General features: G+C 74.0%; 18 protein-coding genes. 14 read left to right on the top strand and 4 right to left on the bottom strand.

Annotation, left to right across the window (positions count from 1 at the left end; all coding sequences use genetic code 11):
- Positions 1-50: 50 nt before the first annotated feature.
- The 3 genes from FXF68_RS07820 to FXF68_RS07810 all read right to left on the bottom strand — a co-directional run bounded on the left by FXF68_RS07820 (position 51) and on the right by FXF68_RS07810 (position 3795).
- Entirely contained in the window at positions 51-968 is a 918-nt protein-coding gene (locus FXF68_RS07820) for a cation diffusion facilitator family transporter (protein ID WP_246178483.1), read from the bottom strand.
- Positions 969-1294: 326 nt separating this feature from the next.
- Entirely contained in the window at positions 1295-2311 is a 1017-nt protein-coding gene (locus FXF68_RS07815; RefSeq protein ID WP_148758296.1) for a hemolysin family protein, read from the bottom strand.
- Positions 2299-3795, bottom strand: a complete 1497-nt coding sequence (locus FXF68_RS07810) for a hemolysin family protein (protein WP_148758295.1) — start codon at positions 3793-3795, stop codon at positions 2299-2301. The genes FXF68_RS07815 and FXF68_RS07810 overlap by 13 nt, the downstream gene beginning before the upstream one ends.
- A gap of 414 nt (positions 3796-4209) precedes the next feature.
- On the opposite strand from FXF68_RS07810, the gene FXF68_RS07805 reads away from it, so the two are divergent.
- The 7 genes from FXF68_RS07805 to FXF68_RS07775 are packed head-to-tail and all read left to right on the top strand — an operon-like array spanning position 4210 to position 13541.
- Positions 4210-5424: a hypothetical protein gene (locus FXF68_RS07805; RefSeq protein ID WP_187437800.1), complete on the top strand. Its 1215-nt coding sequence runs from the start codon at positions 4210-4212 to the stop codon at positions 5422-5424.
- Positions 5421-7913, top strand: coding sequence for a serine/threonine-protein kinase (locus tag FXF68_RS07800; RefSeq protein ID WP_222869864.1), 2493 nt, complete (start codon positions 5421-5423; stop codon positions 7911-7913). Before FXF68_RS07805 ends, FXF68_RS07800 begins: the two co-directional genes overlap by 4 nt.
- Before the next feature lie 2 nt (positions 7914-7915).
- Positions 7916-9100 (top strand): PP2C family protein-serine/threonine phosphatase, encoded by a 1185-nt coding sequence (locus FXF68_RS07795; protein ID WP_148758293.1) that lies wholly within the window; start codon positions 7916-7918, stop codon positions 9098-9100.
- Positions 9097-10419, top strand: a complete 1323-nt coding sequence (locus tag FXF68_RS07790) for a vWA domain-containing protein (RefSeq protein ID WP_148758292.1) — start codon at positions 9097-9099, stop codon at positions 10417-10419. The genes FXF68_RS07795 and FXF68_RS07790 overlap by 4 nt, the downstream gene beginning before the upstream one ends.
- Before the next feature lie 5 nt (positions 10420-10424).
- Entirely contained in the window at positions 10425-11138 is a 714-nt protein-coding gene (locus FXF68_RS07785) for an FHA domain-containing protein (RefSeq protein WP_148758291.1), read from the top strand.
- Positions 11135-12688 carry a hypothetical protein gene (locus FXF68_RS07780; RefSeq protein WP_246178481.1) on the top strand — a complete coding sequence of 518 codons (1554 nt, stop codon included), beginning with the start codon at positions 11135-11137 and terminating at the stop codon, positions 12686-12688. The genes FXF68_RS07785 and FXF68_RS07780 overlap by 4 nt, the downstream gene beginning before the upstream one ends.
- 13 nt (positions 12689-12701) lie before the next feature.
- Positions 12702-13541 carry a glutamate ABC transporter substrate-binding protein gene (locus tag FXF68_RS07775; RefSeq protein ID WP_148758290.1) on the top strand — a complete coding sequence of 280 codons (840 nt, stop codon included), beginning with the start codon at positions 12702-12704 and terminating at the stop codon, positions 13539-13541.
- Positions 13542-13544: 3 nt separating this feature from the next.
- Here FXF68_RS07775 and FXF68_RS07770 read toward each other — a convergent pair whose 3' ends face one another.
- Complete coding sequence (locus tag FXF68_RS07770; RefSeq protein ID WP_067902215.1) at positions 13545-13895, bottom strand: STAS domain-containing protein; 351 nt, start codon at positions 13893-13895, stop codon at positions 13545-13547.
- Positions 13896-14301: 406 nt separating this feature from the next.
- Here FXF68_RS07770 and FXF68_RS07765 point away from each other — a divergent pair, with 406 nt between their 5' ends.
- From FXF68_RS07765 to hisC, 7 genes are all read left to right on the top strand, one after another.
- The gene (locus FXF68_RS07765) at positions 14302-14973 is read left to right on the top strand and encodes a lysophospholipid acyltransferase family protein (protein WP_148759301.1); all 672 of its coding nucleotides are present in this window, start codon (positions 14302-14304) and stop codon (positions 14971-14973) included.
- A gap of 98 nt (positions 14974-15071) precedes the next feature.
- The gene (locus FXF68_RS07760; RefSeq protein ID WP_148758289.1) at positions 15072-15764 is read left to right on the top strand and encodes a hypothetical protein; all 693 of its coding nucleotides are present in this window, start codon (positions 15072-15074) and stop codon (positions 15762-15764) included.
- A gap of 150 nt (positions 15765-15914) precedes the next feature.
- Positions 15915-16118, top strand: coding sequence for a hypothetical protein (locus FXF68_RS07755; protein ID WP_148758288.1), 204 nt, complete (start codon positions 15915-15917; stop codon positions 16116-16118).
- Positions 16119-16331: 213 nt separating this feature from the next.
- Positions 16332-17678 (top strand): flotillin family protein, encoded by a 1347-nt coding sequence (locus FXF68_RS07750; RefSeq protein ID WP_148758287.1) that lies wholly within the window; start codon positions 16332-16334, stop codon positions 17676-17678.
- A gap of 202 nt (positions 17679-17880) precedes the next feature.
- A complete protein-coding gene (locus FXF68_RS07745) occupies positions 17881-18558 on the top strand; it encodes an NUDIX hydrolase (protein WP_148758286.1) in 678 nt (225 codons plus the stop codon).
- Positions 18559-18664: 106 nt separating this feature from the next.
- The gene (locus FXF68_RS07740) at positions 18665-18958 is read left to right on the top strand and encodes a DUF6401 family natural product biosynthesis protein (protein WP_148758285.1); all 294 of its coding nucleotides are present in this window, start codon (positions 18665-18667) and stop codon (positions 18956-18958) included.
- Positions 18959-18998: 40 nt separating this feature from the next.
- Positions 18999-20078 carry a histidinol-phosphate transaminase gene (hisC, locus tag FXF68_RS07735; protein WP_148758284.1) on the top strand — a complete coding sequence of 360 codons (1080 nt, stop codon included), beginning with the start codon at positions 18999-19001 and terminating at the stop codon, positions 20076-20078.
- The last annotated feature ends 39 nt before the right edge of the window (positions 20079-20117 follow it).

The following is a 20117-nucleotide window of genomic DNA, read 5'->3' as shown; positions in this document are numbered from 1 at the left end:
AGATCGTCCGCCCGGGGCCCTAATTTCCCCTTCTTCGCCGGACTAACGTCTCACACGTCCCGGGATCGGCGATGCCCGGCCAGGACCGCGTGATGATCTTCACCGTCGCGGGCCTCGGGATCCGGGTGGACGACGGCGCCGGAAAGCCGGGGCAGCGCGTGCAGCAGGCTGTGCTCCGCGTCCACGGCGACCTGGTGGGCGTGGACGACGGTCGAGCCCGGATCCACGACGACGTCGCACTCGGCGCGGAGGCGGTGCCCGATCCAGCGGAGCCGGACGTCCCCCACGCCGAGGACGCCGGGTGTGGCGCTCAGCGCGGCCTCGGCGCGGTCGACCAGGGCCGGGTCGACGGCGTCCATGAGGCGGCGCCACACCTCCCAGGTCGTCTGCCGCAGGACGGCCAGGATCGCGACGGTGATCAGCAGGCCGACGACCGGGTCCGCCCAGGGCAGGCCCAGCGCGACGCCGCCCGCCCCGATCAGGACGGCGAGCGAGGCGAACCCGTCCGTGCGGGCGTGCAGGCCGTCCGCGACGAGGGCGGCGGAGCCGATCCTGCGGCCGACGCGGATGCGGTAGCGGGCGACCAGTTCGTTCCCCGCGAACCCGACCAGCGCGGCGCCCGCGACGGCGGCGACATGGTCCACAGGCTGTGGATGGACGAGCCGCTCGACGGCCGCGAACCCGGCCGCGACCGCCGACACCGCGATGGCGAGGAGGATCACGACGCCCGCGAGGTCCTCGGCACGCCCGTACCCGTAGGTGTAGCGGCGGGTCGGCGGACGCCGTCCGAGGACGAACGCGATGCCCAGCGGGACGGCCGTCAGCGCGTCCGCCGCGTTGTGCAGCGTGTCGCCGAGCAGCGCCACCGAGCCGGTGAACGCCACGACCGCCGCCTGGAGGACGGTGGTCGCGCCCAGCCCCGCGAGCGAGATCCATAGGGCGCGCATGCCCTGCGCGCTCGCCTCCATCTCGGAGTCGACCTTGTCCCCCGCCTCATGCGAATGCGGCCGAACGGCATGAACGATCCGCCCCCGCCACGATCCCCGACCCCCATGCTCACGACCGTGCCCGTGCCCATGCCCATGGCCATGACCATGCCCATGACCACGGCCGTCCCCATGGCCACGGCCGGGATCGTGGTCGTGGTCGTGGTCGTGGCCGAGTTCGTGGTCGTGGCCGTGAGCGAGTCCGTGGTCGTGGGCGTGGGCGTCTGTGCTCATAGGTCCACGATGAACCTGAAATCGCGTTGCAGCACCTCGACACCTGCGGCGTTATCGCAGGTACGGGGGCCTTGTCAGTGCGGGTTCGTGGCCAGTAGCTCGGCGAGGACGTCGTCCAGCGTCACGATTCCGGCGAACTCGCCGTCCGCGTCGTTGACGACGGCGAGCTGGGCGCGGGCGCGGCGCATGCGGCTGACCGCGTCCAGGACGGTCGTCTCCGCCGTCAGGACGGGCGCCGGGTGGGCCAGCTCCCCGGCCCGCCGCCGTCCGTCCGGCTCGGTGATCGCGGCTCGGACGTGCACGATCCCCGCCATGGCGCCGTCCCCGTCGCGGACGAGCATGCGGTTGTGGCCGCTCGCGGTGGCGGTCCGCCGGATCTGCGCGGCGGTCGCGTCCGCGCCGATCGTGGTGACGGACGTGGCGGGCACGACGAGCCGTCCGACCGTGGCCTCCCGCGCGGAGATCGCCCGGCGCAGCAGCTCGTGGTCGTGCCGGCCGATCAGCCCGAGACGCCGGGATTCGCCGACGAGGTGGCTGAGCCGGGCAGGGTCGGTGTGGTCGTCCAGCTCGTCCTTCGGCGTGACGCGGATGAGGCGCAGCAGCGCGTTGGTGACCGCGTTCAGCGCCGCCAGGATCGGCCTGGACACCTTCGCGAACGCCCGGAACGGCAGCGCGAGGATCAGTGCCGACCGCTCCGGATGCGCGATCGCCCACGACTTCGGCGCCATCTCCCCGACGACCATGTGCAGGAAGGTGATCACGGCCAGCGCGCAGCCGAGCGCGATGGCCTTCGACCCCGCCTCCGGGACGCCGAGCGCGTGCAGCGGCGGTTCGAGGAGGTGCTCGAACGCGGGCTCGGTGACGATCGCGAGGCCGAGCGAGCACATCGTGATGCCGAACTGCGCGCCCGCGAGCATCAGCGACAGCTCCCGGACCCCGGCGAGCGCGGCGACGGCCGGACGGCTGCCCTTCGCGGCGGCACGTTCGAGTTGCGGACGTCCGGCCGCCACCAGCGCGAACTCGGCCGCGACGAAGAACCCGTTACCGGCCAGCAGAAGCACGGTGACGACGAGCGGTGTCAGGAGGTCCACGACGCCTCCTCAGACTCCCCGGATCCTCCAGGTCTCGCGGATTCTCCAGTCTGCTCGTACACGTCGACCCGCGTGATCTCCCCGGCCTGCTCGGTCGCTCTGGTCTCTTCCGCCGGCTGGGCCTTTCCGGTCTGGTCGGTCTCTTCGGCTTGTTCGGGTGCGTGGGTCTGGGAGGCGGGGACGGTTCGGATTATGCGGATCTTCTCGGCGACCCGGCGGGCCACGCTGACGACCTCCAGTTCGACCGGCGGGCCGCCGTCCGGCTCGACCGTGAGGCGGTCCCCGGCGGACGGCAGGCGGCGCAGCTCGGCCATGACGAGGCCGCCGAGCGTGTCGTAGGGGCCGTCGTCCGGGAGGTCGAGCCCGGTGAGCCGGGCGACCTCGTCGATGCGCATGCCCGCGTCGACGAGCCAGGAGCCGTCCGGGCCGGACGTCGGGGCGTCCTCGCGCTCGTCGGTCTCGTCGGAGATCTCCCCGACCAGCTCCTCGGCGACGTCCTCGAAGGTGAGGATCCCGGCGAGGCCGCCGTACTCGTCCACGACGCAGGCGAACTCCTCGCCGGAGTCGCGCATCCGCTCGATGACCCCGTACAGCGGCTGGCTGCCGGGGACGAACAGCGCGGGCCGCGCGACCGTCCGGATCGGGGTGGCCGGGTCGAGCGCGTCGTCGGCCACCTCCCGGACGCCCGCGACGCCGACGACGTCGTCGACCTCCTGCCCGTACACCGGGTAGGCGCTGTGCCCCGTCTCGCGGATCAGCGCGACGAGGTCGGCGACGGGCGCGGTGCCCGGCAGGGTCCGGACCTGGGGGCGCGGCACCATGACCTCGTCAGCGCGGAGGTCGCCGAACGACACGGCCCGCTCCAGCAGCCCGGACAGGTCGGCGGGCAGGTGCCCGGAGCCGCGCGACTTGCCGATGATGTCGCCCAGTTCCTCAAGCGTCGCGCCGCCGTGCAGCTCCTCGACGGGCTCGACGCCGACCGCGCGCAGCAGCCGCTCGGCGGAGCGGTCGAACAGCCGGATCACCGGCCCGGCGACCGTCAGGTAGAAGAGGGTGGACGCGGCCAGCGCGCGGGCCAGCGCCTCGGCCCGCGCGAGCGCGAGGTTCTTCGGGAACAGCTCGCCCAGCAGCATCTGGATGAGCGTGGCCAGCACGAACCCGGCGGCCAGCGCGATCGCCCCGGTCGCGCCCTCGGGGACGCCGAGGACGTCCAGCAGCGGGCGGATCAGCTCGGCGAGGGCGGGCTTGGCGATGAACCCGACGACCAGCGTCGTCATCGTGATGCCGAGCTGCGCGCCCGACAGCATGAACGACAGGCGTCCGATGACCTTCACGGCCCGCCGGGCGGACGTGTCGCCCCGCGCGGCGGCCTGTTCGAGCGTCGCCCGGTCGGCGGCGACGTACGCGAACTCCTGGGCGACGAAGTATCCGGTGGCGGCGGTGAGGACGATCACCGCGAGCACTCCGAGCGTCGCGCTCAGCATGGGGCACCGGGTCTATCACTGGGGTCCGACACCGCGGACTCACCACTCCTCTCGAAAGACGTGCTCGAATGTCGTAACGTCACCCCGGAAAACGAGGTTCCCGGAGCACAGGGTACGGGTCGGCATCCAGCGCGGCCCCGGGTCGGCCCCGGGCCGCCGGTCGGACGTCCGGACCGGAGCGGAGAGGAGCCGGGCTCGGCCATTCGATCGCGAGGGGATCGAGATCCGCGATCATCGGTACAGAATGGTGCTTGTCTGGTTCGGTGTCACGGATCACACTTGTATGAGAGCGTACGTCCGATAGTGGACCGGTCCGTGCTCCCAGACCGCCGTACCGGGCATGCTCAGGGGGTCCGTAGGAGAGCGAACGCGGGGCTGACGTTGGACCATAGCGGGGCCGGGCCCACCGCGCCCATGAGCCGGGAGGGCGTCGACCATGCCCTGCGGACGCTCCGCGCCGAACGCGACCGGATCTCCGCCTCCCTCCTCGACCTCGACGGCCACGAGGGCAGCCGCCTGCTGGAGGGCGCCCGGCTGACCGGCGAGACGTGGCGCCGCTGGGACGACGCGAAGACGCGGATGACGTCCCTGTGGGCGCTGTTCGACGCCTACCAGCGCGTCCTCGAGGCGGCGCAGGAGCTGCGCGACCGGAACCCGCGGCCGGACGCGGCGACGCTGGTCGAGCTGTCCGGGATGCTGTCCGGGCTGTCGGTGGAGCTGCCCGACGGCGAGATCCCCCTCCAGGACCGCACCCTCCTCGGCCCGCACGAACGCCGGGTCACGCTGGAGGAGGCCGTCGCGCTGATGTCGGAGGCGTACACCTTCGTCGCGGGCGAGATCGCCGCAGCCGACGCCGCGTGGACGGCCCTGCTGCTCCCGCTGGAGGAGGCTGAGGAGAGCTGGCGCCGCACGGCCCGCCTCGCGCACTCCCTGGACGGCACCCGCCACCCCGAGCTGGACCGGGTCGGACGCGAGCTGACCGCGCTCGGCCGCCTCATCCGCACCGACCCGCTGTCGCTCGTCCGGAACGGCGCCCCGGACACGACGCGGCTCGACCGCGTCCGCACCATCCTCACCTCCCTCGGCGACGAGCTGGCCGGGGTCGCCCGCATGCGCGACGACTACGACGAGCTCGTCGCGCGGGTCACCGCGTCCATCGAGGAGATCGAGGCGACGGAGCGGCGCGCGCACGAGGCGCACCGGACCGCGCTCAGCAAGATCGAGTCGCCGAACCTGCCCGCGCCGTCGCACGGGCTCGGCGCCGGGCTCCGCGACCGGCTGGCCGCGCTGGAGCGGCTGCGCGAGGCGGGCCGCTGGGTGGAGATGGCCGGCCGGTTCGCCGAGCTGGAGCGGGCGACCGACGAGGCGCTGGAACGGGCGCGCGGAGACCTGCGTCTCAGTGCCGGCCTGCTGGACCGGCGCGGCGAGCTGCGCGGCCGCCTGGAGGCGTACCGGGCCAAGGCCGCCCGGCTCGGCGTCGTCGAGGACGAGCGCCTCACCGAGCTGTACGGCGAGGCCCGGGACGTGCTGTGGACGGCGCCCTGCGACCTGCGGCGGGCGACGACGGTGCTCGCCGAGTTCCAGCGGGCGCTGCGGGCGTGCGAGAGCGAGACGGGGACCCGGCGATGAACCGATGCGCCCAGCCCGGCTGCACCGGCGAGGTGGAGCCGGACGGCTTCTGCGACACCTGCGGCATGGCCCCACCAGCCCCTTCCGCCTCCTCCGCCTCGTCCTCCCAGGCGGCCTCCTCCGTCCCCTTGGCCGCGTCAGCCCAGCCCGCCGCGTCCGCCGGGCCCGCCGTCCAGTCGCAGCCCTCGCAGCCTTCGCGTCCCGCGCAGGCCGTCCAGCCGGTGACGCCCGCTCCGGTCACGACGCGGACGCCGGTGGCGCCGCCGACGACCAGGCAGCCCACCCCGGACGGCTCCAGCGGCCCGAGCGGACGGAGCGGACCGAGCGCCGCCTCGGCCGCGTCGTCGGGCGGCTCGCGCGGCCTCGGCTCCGGACGGACGGCCTCGCGCGGCGGCAGCCGGAGCTCCAGCGGCTCCAGCGGGTCCGGGCGGCGCGGGATGCTCGGTGCCGGGCTGGTCGACGTCCCGCCGGTCCCGGCGCGCGACCCGGCGTCGGCGGTCATGGAGAAGCCGGAGGTGCCGGAGAACCGGCGCTTCTGCAGCAACTGCGACGAGAAGGTCGGCCGGAGCCGGGACGGGCGGCCGGGCCGCACCGAGGGGTTCTGCGCGAACTGCGGGCACCCGTTCTCCTTCACGCCGAAGCTCCACCACGGCGAGCTGATCGGCGGGCAGTACGAGGTGCTGGGCTGCCTCGCGCACGGCGGGCTCGGCTGGGTGTACCTGGCCCGCGACCACAACGTCAGCGACCGGTGGGTGGTGCTCAAGGGCCTCCTCGACCTCGGGGACGCCGACGCGATGGCTGCGTCCACCGCCGAGCGGGCGTTCCTGGCGGAGGTCGAGCACCCCAACATCGTCAAGATCTACAACTTCGTCCAGCACGGCGGCTCCGGCTACATCGTGATGGAGTACGTCGGCGGACGGTCCCTGAAGGACATCCTGCTGAGCGTCCGGCGCGACCACGGCGACACGGCGTCGCTGCCGCTCGGCCAGGTGATCGCCTACGGCCTCGAAGTGCTGAGCGCGCTCGGCTACCTGCACGGCGTCGGGCTGCTGTACTGCGACTTCAAGCCGGACAACGCGATCCAGTCGGAGGAGCAGCTCAAGCTGATCGACCTCGGCGGGGTGCGCCGCGCGTTCGACGTCGACAGCCCGATCTTCGGCACGCCCGGCTACCAGGCCCCCGAGATCAGCTCGCAGGGCCCGTCGGTCACGTCCGACCTCTACACGGTCGGCCGGACGCTGGCCGTGCTCAGCTTCCCGTTCCGCGGCTACACCGGACGCCACCTGCGCAGCCTGCCGCCCCGCGAGGAGGTGCCGCTGTTCCAGCGGCACGAGTCGTACCACCGGCTCCTGCGCCGCGCCACGCATCCCGACCCGGCCCGCCGCTTCCAGAGCGCGGCGGAGATGGCGGAGCAGCTCACGGGCGTGCTGCGCGAGGTGCTGTCCGCCGAGGACGGGCATCCGCGGCCCGCGCCGTCCCCGCTGTTCGGGCCGGAGCAGCACACGGCGGGCGCGGAGATCGTCGAGGGCCTGGGCCCGGACGGCGCTCGTCCCGGCTCCGCGGCCCCGCCGATCCTCGTGCCGCTCTCCCCGGCCGCGGCGGCGTCGGCGCTGCCCGTCCCGCTCGTCTACGGGTCCGACCCGGCCGCCGCGTTCCTCGCCGGGCTCACCGCCCGCGACCCGGGCGACCTCGCGGCGGCGCTGAGCGCGGCGCCGGTCGCGTCCCGGGAGGTGCGGGTCGCGCTGGTCCGGGTCCGGATCGAGCTGGGCGACCTGGACGGCGCGCACCGGCTGCTCGAAGAGCTCGCCGCCGAGGACCCGGACGACTGGCGCGTCGACTGGTACCGCGGCGTCCGCGCCCTCGCGGGCGGGCGCGGCCGGGAGGCGGCGGCCGTCTTCAACGACCTGTACGACCTCGCGCCCGGCGAGCAGGCCCCCAAGCTGGCGCTCGCGTTCTGCCACGAGACGCTCGGCGACCTGCCCCGCGCGGAACGCTTCTACGAGACGGTCTGGCGCACCGACCCGACCCATGTGAGCGCCGCGTTCGGGCTGGCCAGGGCCCGGCTCGCGGCCCGCGACCGGATCGCCGCCGAGCACGTGCTCGACTCCGTCCCGCGCATTTCGAGCAACTACCTGGCGGCGCAGCTCGCGTCCGTCGCCGCCGCCGTGCGCGGCCGGGGGCCGACGGAGCTGGACGCCGCGTCCCTGGTCGAGGCGGGACGGCGGCTCGCGTCCCTCCGGCTCGGCATCGAGCGGGCGGCGGCGTTCGAGGCGGAGGTTTTGGAGGCCGCGCTCGCCTTCGTCCTGACCGGACGCACCACGCCCGCCGGGTTCCGCGGCCAGATCCTCGGCACCGAGATGCGCGAGGACCCGCTCCGCGTGCGGCTGGAGGCCACCTACCGCACGCTCGCGCGGTTCGCCGACGACGCCGGGCACCGGCACGCGATGGTCAAGCGCGCCAACGCCGTCCGCCCGAGGACGCTGTTCTGACGATGGACGCGGACCAGCACACCCACGCCGGGCCCTGCCATGGCTGCGGCCAGCCCGTCCGCCGCGGAGAGCGCTTCTGCGAACAATGCGGCCGCCCGGCCCCACCGTCCCCGAACGGCCAGGCCCGGCCGGGAGCCCCCCGCACCGCCCGCCCCGCTACGACGCTCACAGACGGACCCACGCGAACCCGCGCCGAGCACCCCGCCCCGACCGCTCCCGCACCACCGTGGTCGAACGCGCCCCACCCCGCCCCGACCGCGCCCGCGACACGGCCGGGGGCGGCGGACACTCGGGCTGATCTGCCTGTCATCGCCGAGTGCGCGGACTGCGGGGGCGGGGTCATCGGGGCGGACGGGTACTGCGAGCAGTGCGGGCTCCGGCGGCCGTCGTCGGCCCGGGAGGGACGCGGGCACTTCGAGATCGACCTCGGGTTCCTCGCCGCCGCCGTCAGCGATCGCGGGTTGAGGCGGCGCCGCAACGAGGACGCGGTCGCGTTGGCGGCGCTGCCCGCCGGGGCGTGCGGCGTGGTGTGCGACGGGGTCGCGACGGCGCCCGGCTCGGACGAGGCGTCCAGGCGCGCGGCGGACGCGGCGGCGGCCGTCCTGTCGGGGCGCGTCGCGGTCGGCGTGGACGCGCGGGACGCCACCCGCGCCGCCGCCGAGCGGGCCGCCGAGGTCGTCACGGGCCTCGCCCCGTCCCAGAACCCGGACGAGGCGCCCGCCTGCACGTTCGTCTCCGCCGTCGTCGACCGGGCGGGCGTCACGGTCGGCTGGGTCGGCGACAGCCGCGCCTACTGGCTGGCCCCCGGCGGCTCGTCCCTGCTGACGCGGGACGACTCCTGGGCCGCGCGGATGGTCGACAGCGGCGAGCTCAGCGAGGCGGCGGCGTGGGCGGACCGGCGCGCGCACGTCCTGACGGCGTGGCTCGGCGCCGACGCGGGCGCGGTCGAGGCGCGGGTGGCGGCGTTCCGCCCGGCCGTCCCGGGCCTGGTCATGCTGTGCAGCGACGGCCTGTGGAACCACCTGCCGGAGCCCTCAGCCCTCGCGGCCGTCGCCTTCGCGGGGGGCGCGGACGGCCCGGCGGGAGCGGCGCGGCGGCTGCTGCGGGCGGCGCTCGACGCGGGCGGGCACGACAACGTCACGGTTGCGGTGATCCCCTATCCGACGAGCAGGGAGCCGGGCAGATGAGCGAAGTCCCCCAGTTCACGGTCCGCGTGGACCAGAACCCCTTCCTCCCGGCGGGCGGGCGGGAGATGCACGCCATCGTGACCGTGGAGGCCCGCTCGTCCGGCGGCGGCTCAGGCGGCTCCGGTGCGCGAGGACGGGGCCGCGCCCCGGCCGCGGAGATCATCATCATCGACACGTCGGGCTCGATGTCGTACCGGGGCAAGATGGCGGCGGCGAAGCGGGCGGCCCGCGCGGCCGTGAACGTGCTGCGCGACGGCGTGCGGTTCGCCGTGGTCGCGGGCGCGAACCAGCCGCGCATGGTCTACCCGCAGGCGGAGCGGCTCGTCGAGGCGAGCGAGACGTCCCGGCGCGGGGCGGTGAACGCGGTCGGACGCCTGGAGGCCGCGGGCGGCACGGCGATCGGCTCCTGGCTGCGGCTCGCCGAGCGGCTGTTCAGCGGGAACGACGACGACGCCGTCAAGCACGCCATCCTGCTGACCGACGGCAAGAACCAGCACGAGACCGCCGCCGAGCTGGACGCCGCGCTCCGCGCCTGCTCGGGCCGCTTCCTCTGCGACGCGCGCGGCGTCGGCACCGACTGGGACGTCGCCGAGCTGCGCAAGATCTCCTCGGCGCTGCTGGGCGGGTTCCTCGACGTCCCGGACCCGGCCGACCTGGAGGCCGACTTCCTCGCCATGACCAGGGCCGCGATGGGCAAGGAGGTCGCGGGCGTCGCGCTGCGCGTGTGGACGCCCCGGCAGGCGCGGCTCCGGTTCGTCAAGCAGATGGTCCCCGCCGTGGAGGACCTGACCGACCGCCGGGTCGAGTCCGGGACGCAGACCGGCGACTACCCCCTCGGCGCGTGGGGCGACGAGGCCCGCGAGTACCACCTGTGCGTCGAGGTCGAGCCGGGCGACATCGGACGGCAGATGCGCGCCGCGTGGGTGAAGCTCCTCGCGGGCGACGCGGTGCTGGCGTCCGGGAACGTCCTTGCCGAGTGGACGGACGACGAGGCCATGTCCACCCGCATCAACGGGCGGGTCGCGCACCACACCGGCCAGTCCGAGCTGGCCGACGCGATCCAGCAGGGCCTGGAGGCGCGCCGCGAGGGCGACGAGGACACCGCGACCGCCCGCCTCGGCCGCGCCGTCGTGCTCGCCCGCGAGGTCGGCAACGAGCAGATCTCCGACCTGCTCGACAAGGTCGTGGACGTGATCGACCCGGCGCGCGGCACCGTGCGGCTGAAACGCGAGGTGGCGAAGGCGGACGAGATGTCGCTCGACACCCGGTCCGTCCGCACGGTCCGGACTCGCCAGGACGACGCGGGGGGAGGAGGCTGAGGACCATGCCGGTCTGCCCGAGCGGGCACACGTCCGACGCCGACGACTACTGCGACGTGTGCGGCGACCTCATGGACGGCGCGCCACGCGCCCGTTTCGCCGACCCCGCGCCCGCGCCTGCCCCCGCGCCCGCGCCCGCCTGCCCGCACTGCGGCGCCCCGCGCTCGGGACGCTTCTGCGAGGCCGACGGCTACGACTTCGAGAAGGGCGCGCTGCACACCGTCCAGCTGGCGGCGGCGCGGGCCGTCCGGCCGCGCTCGGCCGCGGAGGCCCGCCCGCCCGGCCCGCCGTCCCCGGCGGGTCCCGGCCCGGCCGCGCTGATCGCCGCCGACCGCGCCTACTTCGACCGGGTCGTCGCGCAGATGGGCCCGGACGCGGCGGGGCTGGCGTTCCCGCCGTACTGCCCGGAGCGGCGCGTCCCGCTGATCGGCGACCAGGTCCGGATCGGGCGGCGCAGCACGTCCCGCGCGCTCCTCCCGGAGATCGACCTGAGCGCGCCCCCCGAGGACCCCGGCGTCTCGCACCTGCACGCCGTCCTGCTCGCCCAGCCGGACGGCACGTGGCGCCTGGTCGACCCCGGTTCGACGAACGGCACGACGCTCAACGACGCGGCGGACCCGATCGGCGTGAACGTGCCGGTCCCGGTGTCCGACGGCGACCGCGTCCACGTGGGGGCCTGGACGACCATCACGCTGTTCTTGCAGGAAGGCCCGCCATGACGCTGACTCCCTCCCAGGGCTCGCCGGTCAGACAGGGCCAGCCCGCGGCGCGTCCCCCGGCGCCGCCGCCCGACCCCGAGCCCCCGTCCCGGCCGCCCGCCGAGCGCGCCCCGCGCCGCGCCGGACGGCTGACGACGTTCGTCCGCGGCCGCTGGCTCCGCACGATCCCCGGCCGCATCGGCACCCACGTCGCGCTGTGCCTGATCGCGATCGTCGCGCTGCTCGCCGTGCTGACCATGGCGATCGGGAACGCCCGCGACTCCGTCCAGACGATCGGCCACGACGCGGGCCCGCAGGTCGTCGCGACCGGCACCCTGTACTTCGCGCTCAGCGACATGGACGCGCAGGTCGCCAACATCCTGCTGATCGGACGCGACCACAACCTCGGCATCGGCTACGCCGAGTCGCTGCGGGTGTACGAGCGGCGCCGCGCGGAGGCCGACGCGGCGGCGGTGCAGGCCGCGCAGCTCGCCGGACGCGACCCGGCGCTGCGCCGCACCGTCCAGGAGGTGCTGGACGGCCTCGGCCGCTACGAGCGGCTCGTCGGCGCGGCGATGAAGCTGAACGACCAGTCCGGGCACCCGCCGGGCGAGGCGCCGCCGGACGTCGTGAACGCCTACCGCGACGCGACCGACCTGATGAAGCTCCAGCTCCTGCCGAAGGCGTACAACATCACGCTGGACAGCGGCGCCCACGTCCGGCAGGCGTACGAGACGAAGCGCTCGGCGGTGCTGTCCGGGCGCACCTGGGTCGCCGTGACGGGGCTGATCGTCCTGCTGCTGCTCGTCGCGACGCAGCTCTACCTCGCGCGGACGTTCCGCCGCGTCCTCAGCCCGGCGCTGGTCCTCGCGACGCTCGGCGCGCTCGCCCTCACCGCGGTCGGCGCGGGGCTGCTGACCGCGCAGGCCGGGCACATCAGGAAGGCCAAGGAGGACGGCTTCGACTCCATCCTCCAGCTCTCCCGGGCCCGCGCGATCAGCCACAGCGCGTTCGCCGACGAGAGCCGCTACCTCCTCGACCCCGGGCGCGCCGACACCTACGAGCAGACCTACCTCGACAAGTCCCTGTCGGTGATCTACCCCGACATCGGCGACAGGCCCGTGAACCTGGAGAACTACTCCGCCGGCCTCGACCAGCGGCTCGGCTCGTACAGGGCGGGGCGGGGGAGCGTCCCGTTCCTCGGCTTCCTCGGCGACGAGGCCCGCGCGGTCGGGCACGGGCGCGAGGCCGACGCGCTGCAGAAGACGCTGGACGCCTACCGGAACGTCCAGCGCAACGACGCGCAGATGCGGAGGCTCGCCTCGGCCGGGAACCGGAGCGGGGCCGTCGACTGGCGGATGGGCCGCACGTCCGGCGCGATCCGCGACTTCGCCGCCTACGACACGGCGCTCAGCTCGCTGACCGCCGTCCACCAGGACGCCTTCGACACCGCGATCGCGGACGCGGACGGCGGGCTGCGCGGCTGGAACGCCGTCCCCGCCGCGAGCGCCGCGGCGCTGGCCCTGCTGATCTTCCTCGGCGTCCGGCGCCGGCTGGCCGAGTTCCGCTGAGGGGAGACGAGACATGCGTGCCGATCGACGAGCGTTCCGCGCGGCCGCCGCGTCGCTGGCCGTCGCCGCGGCGCTCGCCGCGCTGGCGGCCTGCGGCCTCGGCGGCTCCGAGGAGGGGAGCGTCGCCGACAAGAAGTCCCTGGTCATCGGCGTCAAGGCCGACCAGCCCGCGCTCGGCGTGAAGCGCCGGGACGGGACCTACGAGGGCTTCGACGTCGACGTCGCCACCTACATCGCGGCGCGGCTCGGCGTCCCGGCGAGCCGGATCACGTTCCGGACGACGAACTCGTCCGTCCGCGAGAAGGCCCTCACCGACGGGACCGTCGACCTGGTCGTCGCGACCTACTCGATCACCGCCAAGCGCAAGATGATGATCACCTTCGGAGGCCCGTACTACGTCGCGCACCAGGACACGTTCGTCCGCGCCGACGCCCCGTCGATCAAGAACGTCCGCGACCTGAAGGACAAGCGGATCTGCGAGGTGACCGGCTCCAACTCCTGGCGCCGCGTCATCGAGGAGCGCAAGGTCGCCGCGAAGCCCGTCACCGTGAACACCTACGGCGCCTGCATGGACGCCCTCGCCGCGGGCCGCCTGGACGCCGTCTCGACCGACGACCTGATCCTCGCCGGGTTCGCGGCGGGCCGCTCCGGACGGATGATCAACGCCCCGTTCACCGACGAGAAGTACGGCGTCGGCCTCAGGAAGGGCGACCTGAAGGGCTGCGAGGTCGTCAACCGCGCGATCACCGCCATGTACCAGGACGGCACCGCGCAGCGCCTGCTGAACAAGTGGTTCGGCGGGTCGGGCCTCAAGCTGAACACGAGCGTCCCCCAGTTCGAGGGCTGCACGTGAGCCCTACCGGGTGGTGGACGGGAGCGCGCCGAGCGCCTCGCGGAGCGTGTCGTAGATCGGGATGAACTTGTCGATCCCGGTGATGCGGAACACGCGCTGCACCCGCGGCGGCAGCGCCACCAGGTGGACGGCGGTGCCGCGCTCCCCGGCCCGCCGGTTCGCGGCGACGATCGCGTTCAGCCCGGTCGAGTCGCAGAACGTGACCTCGCGCATGTCGACGACCAGGGGCTCGCCCGACTCGACGACCTCGAACAGCGCTTCCTCGAACCGCGCCCGGGACACCACGTCGATGTCGCCCTTCACCCGGACGAGGGTGCAGCGGTCGTCGCGCATCAGGTTGACGTCGAAATCCATGGTCACCTCACGCCCCACTCCGGTGGTACCCGGCCAACTCAGGTGACTCCTCAGGATTGCGCACCGGTGCGCGCAATCCAAGCTCTTCTAGGGAAACGGGCCAGGTCGCCCCGCGGCGGCCGAGGCCGTGACACGCACCGGTAACTCCGGCCGGACACCACGTTGCCGACCCTACCCGACGGAACCGGCGGAGCGTCCGGACCCGTCCCGGGACATCCGAGAAACGGGGCAAAAACGTACTGAAGGGAAACTTACTGTTTAGTAAGGGCCGCTGGATAAGGCGCCGGGCAGCCGCGGTGACCTGCGGCGCGGCCATTTCGACCCGTCCCGCGCGGGTAAAGCGGGCGCTGCCGGGGACGCGACCGACGCAGACGTTACAGTGGCGGTGGCGAAATCGGGAGGCTGGGTGTTCTACACGTTCATGACGCGCGTGGTGCGTCCGATCCTGTGGCTGCTTTTCCGCCCGCGGGTCGTGGGCGGCGAGCACGTGCCGAACTACGGGCCGCTCATCGTGGCGAGCAACCACCTGTCGTTCATCGACAGCTTCATCATCCCGCTCGCCGTCCCGCGACCGGTCACCTACATCGCCAAGGCCGCCTACTTCGAGGGCGGCGGGCTGAAGAAGGGGTTCGTCCGCTGGTTCCTGACGAACCTCGGGCACGTCCCGGTCCGGCGCGGCGCCCGCCGCGCCGCGATGGGCGCGCTGGAGCAGGCCGCCGAGGTGCTGGAGAACGCGGGCGCGTTCGCGATCTACCCCGAGGGCACCCGCTCCCCGGACGGGCGCCTCTACCGCGGCCGCACCGGGGTGGGCTGGCTCGTCCTGGAGTCCGGCGCGCGGGTGCTGCCCGTCGCGCTGGAGGGCACCGAGAAGATCCAGCCGATCGGGGCGTCGCTGCCGCGCGTGTTCGGGCCGCGGCCGACCGTCCGGATCGGCCCGCCGATGGACTTCTCGCACTACCGCGACCTGCCGCCCGCCAAGGCCCGCCGCGCGATCACCGACGAGATCGTCGAGACGATCCAGAAGATGTCCGGCCAGGAGTACGCGGCCGAGTACAACGGCCGCGCCGAGCAGGGCTGATCACCGGCGGCCGTTTCTGGGACGATTCGGACGTCGGGTTCGTCCGGAAGGCGTGTCGTCCGCGCCCTCGCGCGCCCGCTGCGCCTAGTGTCGCGGCCATGGCGCACAGGCTCCTCCCGATCATGCTGGTGTCGACGGCCGCCGCGGTCACCGCGTGCGGCGCGGGCGCGGAACGCGCCCAGCCGGTGCGCGGCACCGCGCCCGCCGAGGTCGCGGCCGCCGGCTTCACCTCCGCGCAGCTCGGCCAGGCGCTGCTCACCGAGGTCCCCGGGCACCGCCGCGCGGGCGAGCCCGACTCCGGCGAGTACGGGACGCTCGCCGCGATCCAGAACTCGGCGCGCGTCCAGCGGGAGGCCGTGCTGGACAAGCCCCGCTGCGGGACGGGCCGGCCCGGCTCCGACGTCCCCGCCGACGCGCCCGCCGCGCTCGTCACGTTCGCGCGGCAGGGCCAGACGGTCACCGAGACGCTGATCGGCATGTCCGCGGCGGACGCCGAGAAGCAGGTCAACGCCCGCGTCCCGGCGGGCTGCCTGCGGTTCCGCACCAAGGTCGGCGCGCACTGGGCCGAGCACCGCGTCGTCGAGTCGCCGCGCGGCGACATCGGCGCGGGCTCCCGGACGGTCGGCGTCGCCACCGCCGCGGGCGCCGGCCGCGCCCGCACCTGGTACGTCGTCTTCCGCGACCGCGACTACATCGGGACGATCACCCTGTTCGGGCCGTCCGCGACCCGCGCCGACGCCGAGAACCTCGCCCGCGCGTCCCTCGCCCAGGCCCGCCGCATCCTCTCCTAGCGCGGGACGGCCCCGGGCGGGAACCGGGCGCGGGCGGGGCGCGGGCGGGGACCGGGCGCGGTGCGGGCGGCGCGCTCTTCCGGATACCGTTCGCCTTGTACGGCGCGGAGAGCGGGCTCCGCCCGGCGGCGGACCAGCGAGGAGATCCCCTTGATCGGTAAGGAGGGCCGGGTCACCGGCAGGATCGGTCCCGGTCTGGTCGGGGAGGTGATGATCCCGGTCCGCGGCGGGGTCGAGGCGTTCTACGCCCACCCCGTCGACCCGCGCGACGAGATCGGGGTCGGAGTGATCATCGTGGTGGTCGAGTACCACCCGCCGCGCACGGTCTACGTGGCACCCGCCTTCGGCCAGTAGCGCTCTCGGCCGGTAGCGCTCTCGGCCTGCGGTCGGTGGGGCTCGTTCGGCAGCACCGGCCCCACCCGTAACGCACTCCGCCGTTGGGCGCGGAATGTGCCGGTATCGGCCGCGGCAAAGGCGAACCGAACGATCGTCCAGTGCGTCTACTGGGAAACGCGGCCGTGCCTGACCTGGGGGCCCGCCGCCCACAACCGAAGAGAGGACGCCGCTATGCCCGTCGTCGTGCTGGCGATCGCCGTCGTCGCCGCGCTCATCATTTTGATCATCTTGTTCAAGATGGTCTGGCGGGTCGCCGAACCGAACGAGGCCCTGATCATCTCCGGGCTCGGCGCCAAGTCCAAGCCGATCGACGGCGTCGACAGCCTCGGGTTCAAGATCATCACGGGTAAGGGCACGTCCGTGCTGCCGGGGTTCCAGACGTCCCGGCGGCTGCGGCTCGACAGCCGGGCCGCGAACCTCGAAGTGCACTGCGTGACGCAGCAGGGCATCCCGGTGAAGGTCCGCGGCGTCGTGATCTACAAGGTGGGCGACGACTTCGTGTCGATCGCCAACGCGGCCCGCCGCTTCCTTGAGCAGCAGAAGTCCATGGACGGCGCGATCCACGAGCTGTTCACCGGCCACCTCCGCTCGATCATCGGAAACCTCACCGTCGAGGACCTGATCCTCAACCGCGAGCGCCTCACGTCCGAGACCCGCGGCTCGGCGGCCGACGAGATGAGCAAGCTCGGCCTGGTCGTCGACTCGCTGCAGATCCAGGAGATCGACGACGAGACCGGGTACATCACGAACCTCGGCCGTCCGCACGCCGCGCGCGTCGCGTCCGAGGCCCGGATCGCGGAGGCCGAGCGCGACCAGGAGGCCACCCAGCGCGAGCAGGAGGCCATGCGGGAGAACGCCGCCAACATCCGCGACACCGAGATCAAGAAGGCCGAGTACCAGGGCCAGGTGCAGCAGGCCGCGCAGCAGGCCCGCCAGGAGGTCATCCTCAAGGAGACCCGCAACGCCGAGTTGGAGGCCGAGCGGACCGAGAAGCGGCTGGAGAGCGAGGTCCGCAAGCCCGCGGACGCGCGCGCGTACGAGCAGGTCAAGCTGGCCGAGGCCGAGCGCGAGGAGCGTATCGCGCAGGCCCAGGCCGCGGCTGCCGAGATCCAGCTCCGGGCGAGCCGCGAGGCGGAGGCGACCCGGCTGCTCGGTGAGGCGCAGGCCGACGCGACCCGGCAGAAGGGCCTCGCCGAGGCGGAGGCGATCAAGGCCCGCGCGGAGGCGCTGGCGGAGAACACCGACGCCGTCATCGCGCAGCAGCTCGCCGAGCAGTGGCCGCAGATCGTCGAGGCCGGGGCCGGGGTGTTCGGCAACGTCGACAACATGGTCGTGCTCAACGGCGCGCAGGGCGTCGAGGACATGCTCGCCAAGGCGCTCACCCTCGGCGGCACCGGCCTCGGGCTGGCCCGCCAGCTCCTCGGCAACATGAACATCCAGAACGGCAACGCGAAGAACGGCGCGACCCCGGTCGTCCCCGCGCCGATCCAGGGGGAGTCGCCCAAGGACGGCGACTGACCCCGCCGAACCGCACCGACCCCGAAGACCCACACCGACCCCGACGACCCACAAGGCCCCGACGGACCGCGAGGCCCCGACGAGCCACAAGGCCCGGCCGCCCGCTCCGCGCGGCCGGGCCTTCGCGCCGCCGGGCGTCGAGTGCCCCGGAGCCCGTGCCGGTACGGGGTTCCGGAGCCCCCCTCCCCCATAGACTTCGTTCATGTCCGTCCCGCGCCTCGCCGTTTCCGTCGACCTCGTCGTGCTGACCGTGCGGGAGCAGCGCCTGTGCGCGCTGCGGTGGCGGCGCGACCGGGAGCCCTACCTCGGGGCGTGGTCGCTGCCGGGCGGGTTCATCCAGCTCGACGAGGACCTGCCCGCCGCCGCGTCCCGGCTGATGGCGGAGCGGGCCGGGCTCGCGGACGTCCGCATCCACCTGGAGCAGCTCGCCACCTACGGGTATCCCGACCGCGACCCCAGGCAGCGCGTCGTGAGCGTCGCCTACCTCGGCCTCGCCCCCGACCTGCCCGCGTCCAGCCGCGCGCAGGTGCTGTGGACGGCCGTCGACGAGCTCGTCCACCGCGACCGGGCCGCGTTCGACCACCGCCGCATCCTCTGCGACGGGATGGAGCGGGCCCGCGCGAAGCTGGAGTACACGTCGCTGGCCGCCGCGTTCTGCCCGCCCGAGTTCACCGTCGCCGAGCTGCGCCGCGTGTACGAGATCGTCTGGGGGACGAGCCTCGACCCCCGGAACTTCCACCGCAAGGTCACCGGCGCCGACCGCTTCCTCATCCCGACCGACCGGACCACGACCCGCGACGGCGGCCGCCCGGCCCGCCTCTACCGGCGCGGGGACGCCGAGCAGCTCCGCCCGCCGATGCTGCGGCCCCGCGCGTCCTGACCGCCTCCAGACGGCTTTCAGACGGCGTTCAGCCCGTTTCCAGGCCGCTTCCGTGACCTGGGGGGACGTCGCGGGCACGACGGGACGGTTGCTAGTTTCGCTGCCTATGAACGGTGACTCGCCCGAAGCGCTCAGCCTGCTCGTCCGGGACATCGGCGAGGCCGGACTCGCCGAGATGGCCGGGTCCCCGGGGCTGGCCGCGGCCGTCGACCAGCACGTGGCCGGGCTCCGCGCGGAGCTCGGCGGGCCGGGCGCGCCGCCCGGCCCGGACGAGCTGATGGGCTACCTGCGGGGCTTCGCGGAGGACGCCGTCAAGCGGGGCTGGTGGCCGGAGGACACCCACGACTGGGAGTTCGTCCGCATTGTGGCGGTTTGCTGGATGATGCGTAACGCTGCATAGGCTTGGATCATCAACCCCTGAGGCAATCTGGAGGACAACGGTGTCCGAGGCAACCACTCCGCGCTTCCGCTCCGTCCTCGACCGGTTCGTGGCTTACAAGCCCGGGAAGGTCGTGGTGTCGCCCGAGGGCCGCTCGTTCAAGCTGTCGTCCAACGAGTCGCCGCACGGCCCCCTGCCGTCGGTCGTGGACGCCATCGGCGAGGCGGCGCGGAACGTCAACCGGTACCCCGACAACAACGCGACGGCGCTGACCGAGGCCATCGCGTCGTTCTGCGGCGTGCCGGCCGACCACGTGGCGGTGGGCTGCGGCTCCGTCGGCATGACGCAGATGCTCCTGGAGGCGGTCGCCGAGCCGGGCGCGGAGGTCGTCTACGCGTGGCGGTCGTTCGAGGCGTACCCGCTGCTCGTGTCGCTGTCGGGCGCGACGGCCGTCCAGGTGCCGCTGCGGGCCGAGACGCACGACCTGTCCGCGATGGCGGGCGCGATCAGCGACCGGACCCGGCTGATCTTCATCTGCAACCCGAACAACCCGACCGGCACGGTCGTCGGGCGCGCCGAGATCGAGGCGTTCCTGAACCGCGTCCCCGAGGACTGCCTGGTCGTGCTGGACGAGGCGTACCGCGAGTACGTCCGCGACGACGACGTCCCCGACGGCCTCACCCTGTGCGCCGACCACCCGAACCTCGCGATCCTGCGCACGTTCTCCAAGGCGTACGGCCTCGCGGGCCTGCGGATCGGCTTCCTGGTCGCGCACCCCCTCGTCGCCGGGGCGATCCGCAAGACGTTCCTGCCGTTCAGCGTGAACTCGGTGGCGCAGGCGGCGGGCATCGCGTCCCTCGCCGCGACCGACGAGCTGCTGGAGCGCGTCGAGGGGACGGTCAAGGAGCGCGACCGCGTCCGCGACACCCTGATCGCCGACGGCTGGACCGTCCCGCCGACCGAGGCGAACTTCGTCTGGCTGCGCCTCGGCGTCCGGACGATGGAGTTCTCCGAGGCGTGCGACGCGCAGGGCGTGAGCGTCCGCCCGTTCCCGGGCGAGGGCGCCCGGGTCTCGATCGGCTCCCCCGAGGAGAACGACGCGTTCCTGGAAGTGGCGAAGGCGTTCCCGCACCGCAACTGAGCCGCGCCCGGCCCCCGGGCGCGGCGGCTCGGGGGCGGG

Origin of the sequence: Actinomadura decatromicini (genome assembly GCF_008121305.1) — a bacterium.
GTDB classification, from domain to species: domain Bacteria; phylum Actinomycetota; class Actinomycetes; order Streptosporangiales; family Streptosporangiaceae; genus Spirillospora; species Spirillospora syzygii.
This window is presented reverse-complemented; position numbering and strand designations above follow the sequence as displayed.

Coding starts and splice junctions, on each gene's coding strand:
- FXF68_RS07820 (WP_246178483.1), bottom strand. CDS start 968: ATGGAGGCGAGCGCGCAGGGCATGCGCGCCCTATGGATCTCGCTCGCG.
- FXF68_RS07810 (WP_148758295.1), bottom strand. CDS start 3,795: ATGCTGAGCGCGACGCTCGGAGTGCTCGCGGTGATCGTCCTCACCGCC.
- FXF68_RS07805 (WP_187437800.1), top strand. CDS start 4,210: ATGAGCCGGGAGGGCGTCGACCATGCCCTGCGGACGCTCCGCGCCGAA.
- FXF68_RS07785 (WP_148758291.1), top strand. CDS start 10,425: ATGCCGGTCTGCCCGAGCGGGCACACGTCCGACGCCGACGACTACTGC.
- FXF68_RS07740 (WP_148758285.1), top strand. CDS start 18,665: ATGAACGGTGACTCGCCCGAAGCGCTCAGCCTGCTCGTCCGGGACATC.
- FXF68_RS07760 (WP_148758289.1), top strand. CDS start 15,072: ATGGCGCACAGGCTCCTCCCGATCATGCTGGTGTCGACGGCCGCCGCG.
- FXF68_RS07745 (WP_148758286.1), top strand. CDS start 17,881: ATGTCCGTCCCGCGCCTCGCCGTTTCCGTCGACCTCGTCGTGCTGACC.
- FXF68_RS07800 (WP_222869864.1), top strand. CDS start 5,421: ATGAACCGATGCGCCCAGCCCGGCTGCACCGGCGAGGTGGAGCCGGAC.
- FXF68_RS07780 (WP_246178481.1), top strand. CDS start 11,135: ATGACGCTGACTCCCTCCCAGGGCTCGCCGGTCAGACAGGGCCAGCCC.
- FXF68_RS07790 (WP_148758292.1), top strand. CDS start 9,097: ATGAGCGAAGTCCCCCAGTTCACGGTCCGCGTGGACCAGAACCCCTTC.
- FXF68_RS07795 (WP_148758293.1), top strand. CDS start 7,916: ATGGACGCGGACCAGCACACCCACGCCGGGCCCTGCCATGGCTGCGGC.
- FXF68_RS07775 (WP_148758290.1), top strand. CDS start 12,702: ATGCGTGCCGATCGACGAGCGTTCCGCGCGGCCGCCGCGTCGCTGGCC.
- FXF68_RS07770 (WP_067902215.1), bottom strand. CDS start 13,895: ATGGATTTCGACGTCAACCTGATGCGCGACGACCGCTGCACCCTCGTC.
- FXF68_RS07750 (WP_148758287.1), top strand. CDS start 16,332: ATGCCCGTCGTCGTGCTGGCGATCGCCGTCGTCGCCGCGCTCATCATT.